Here is a 3,307-nt window from a genome sequence, read left to right on the forward strand (position 1 = left end):
AACGCTGGTCCGATGCGCTGGGGGTTGGTGGGGCACGCTGTTGGGTCCTGAGGGAACGGGCCTGGCCGGGACGTGAGTCCGGGTTGTGGCCGGGGTTTCCCTCTCTTGGGTCGTTGTTTGAGAACTGCACAGTGGACGCGAGCATCTGTGGCCAAGTTTTTAAGGGCGCACGGTGGATGCCTTGGTACCAGGAACCGATGAAGGACGTGGGAGGCCGCGATAGTCCCCGGGGAGTTGTCAACCGAGCTGTGATCCGGGGGTGTCCGAATGGGGAAACCCGGCAGTCGTCATGGGCTGTCACCCGCATCTGAACACATAGGGTGCGTGGAGGGAACGCGGGGAAGTGAAACATCTCAGTACCCGCAGGAAGAGAAAACAACAGTGATTCCGGGAGTAGTGGCGAGCGAAACTGGATGAGGCTAAACCGTTCTGGTGTGATACCCGGCAGGGGTTGCCAGTGCGGGGTTGTGGGAGCAGGCTTCGGTCGTCTGCCGGCGATCGGGCGAGTCAGAAACCGGCATGGTAGTCGAAGGGCATGCGAAAGGCCTGGCGTAGAGGGTAAGACCCCCGTAGACGAAATTGTGTCGGCTTGCTTGTCTGTTTCCCGAGTAGCACGGGGCTCGAGGAATCTCGTGTGAATCTGGCGGGACCACCCGCTAAGCCTGAATATTCCCTGGTGACCGATAGCGGATAGTACCGTGAGGGAATGGTGAAAAGTACCGCGGGAGCGGAGTGAAATAGTACCTGAAACCGTGTGCCTACAAGCCGTGGGAGCGTCGCCGTGTCTCTTTGGGGATGCGGTCGTGACTGCGTGCCTTTTGAAGAATGAGCCTGCGAGTTTGCGGTGTGTGGCGAGGTTAACCCGTGTGGGGTAGCCGTAGCGAAAGCGAGTCCGAAGAGGGCGTTTGAGTCGCATGCTCAAGACCCGAAGCGGGGTGATCTAGCCATGGGCAGGGTGAAGCGGAGGTAAGACTTCGTGGAGGCCCGAACCCACCAGGGTTGAAAACCTGGGGGATGACCTGTGGTTAGGGGTGAAAGGCCAATCAAACTCCGTGATAGCTGGTTCTCCCCGAAATGCATTTAGGTGCAGCGTTGTGTGGTTCTTGTCGGAGGTAGAGCACTGGATAGGTGATGGGCCTTACCGGGTTACTGACCTTAGCCAAACTCCGAATGCCGGCAAGTTGAGCGCAGCAGTGAGACTGTGGGGGATAAGCTCCATGGTCGAGAGGGAAACAGCCCAGAGCATCGACTAAGGCCCCTAAGCGTGCGCTAAGTGGGAAAGGATGTGGAGTCGCAGTGACAACCAGGAGGTTGGCTTAGAAGCAGCCATCCTTGAAAGAGTGCGTAATAGCTCACTGGTCAAGTGATTCTGCGCCGATAATGTAGCGGGGCTCAAGCGTACCGCCGAAGTCGTGTCACTCCAACAATACTCCTAACGGGGGTTGGGGTGGGTAGGGGAGCGTCGTGTGCCGGGTGAAGCAGCGCTGTAAGGTAGTTGTGGACGGTTCACGAGTGAGAATGCAGGCATGAGTAGCGATTCACACGTGGGAAACGTGTGCGCCGATTGACTAAGGGTTCCTGGGTCAAGCTGATCTGCCCAGGGTAAGTCGGGGCCTAAGGCGAGGCCGACAGGCGTAGTCGATGGATAACCGGTTGATATTCCGGTACCCGTGATGGTGCGTCAACGCTGAATCAGGTGATGCTAAGCCCGTGAAGCCTCTGCTGGTCTTCGGATTGGTGGGTGGTGGAGCCGGTGGTCCGAGCTTGTATTAGGTGAGTGATGGGGTGACGCAGGAAGGTAGTCCAGCCCGGGCGGTGGTTGTCCCGGGGTAAGGGTGTAGCCCGGGGAGCAGGTAAATCCGTTCCCCGTTACATGGGTGAGACCTGATGCCGAGCCGATTGTGGTGAAGTGGATGATCCTATGCTGTCGAGAAAAGCCTCTAGCGAGTGCTGTTGCGGCCCGTACCCTAAACCGACTCAGGTGGTCTGGTAGAGAATACTGAGGCGTTCGGGTGAACTGTGGTTAAGGAACTCGGCAAAATGCCCCCGTAACTTCGGGAGAAGGGGGGCCGCTTCTGGTGATCCCACGTGCTGGGTGAGCTGGGGGTGGCCGCAGAGACCAGCGAGAAGCGACTGTTTACTAAAAACACAGGTCCGTGCGAAGCTGTAAGGCGATGTATACGGACTGACGCCTGCCCGGTGCTGGAACGTTAAGGGGACCGGTTAGCTGCATTTCGGTGTGGCGAGGCTGAGAACTTAAGCGCCAGTAAACGGCGGTGGTAACTATAACCATCCTAAGGTAGCGAAATTCCTTGTCGGGTAAGTTCCGACCTGCACGAATGGCGTAACGACTTCTCGACTGTCTCAACCACAGGCCCGGTGAAATTGCACTACGAGTAAAGATGCTCGTTTCGCGCAGCAGGACGGAAAGACCCCGGGACCTTTACTATAGCTTGATATTGGTGTTCGGTTCGGTTTGTGTAGGATAGGTGGGAGACTGTGAAGCCTGGACGCTAGTTCGGGTGGAGTCGTTGTTGAAATACCACTCTGGTCGTGCTGGATGTCTAACCTGGGTCCGTGATCCGGATCGGGGACAGTGTCTGGTGGGTAGTTTAACTGGGGCGGTTGCCTCCTAAAGGGTAACGGAGGCGCCCAAAGGTTCCCTCAGCCTGGTTGGTCATCAGGTGGTGAGTGTAAGTGCACAAGGGAGCTTGACTGTGAGACTGACGGGTCGAGCAGGTGCGAAAGCAGGGACTAGTGATCCGGCGGTGGCTTGTGGAAGCGCCGTCGCTCAACGGATAAAAGGTACCCCGGGGATAACAGGCTGATCTTCCCCAAGAGTCCATATCGACGGGATGGTTTGGCACCTCGATGTCGGCTCGTCGCATCCTGGGGCTGGAGTCGGTCCCAAGGGTTGGGCTGTTCGCCCATTAAAGCGGTACGCGAGCTGGGTTTAGAACGTCGTGAGACAGTTCGGTCCCTATCCGCTGTGCGCGTAGGAGTCTTGAGAAGGGCTGTCCCTAGTACGAGAGGACCGGGACGGACGGACCTCTGGTGTGCCAGTTGTTCTGCCAAGGGCATGGCTGGTTGGCTACGTTCGGGAGGGATAACCGCTGAAAGCATCTAAGCGGGAAGCCTGCTTCGAGATGAGGGCTCCCACCCCCGTGTGGGGTTAAGGCTCCCAGTAGACGACTGGGTTGATAGGCCAGGTATGGAAGCCTCGTGAGGGGTGGAGTTGACTGGTACTAATAGGCCGAGGGCTTGACCATTGGTGCTTCGCGTCCACTGTGCAGATCTGAGACAACGA

Annotated in this window: 1 rRNA gene; it reads left to right on the top strand. The window is 57.8% G+C overall.

The window, feature by feature from the left end:
* Positions 1-149 precede the first annotated feature (149 nt).
* Positions 150-3,269: ribosomal RNA gene (locus RKE29_RS28840) — 23S ribosomal RNA — on the top strand.
* Positions 3,270-3,307: the final 38 nt, after the last annotated feature.

It is taken from the genome of Streptomyces sp. B1866 (genome assembly GCF_031932565.1).
Taxonomy (GTDB): Bacteria; Actinomycetota; Actinomycetes; order Streptomycetales; family Streptomycetaceae; genus Streptomyces.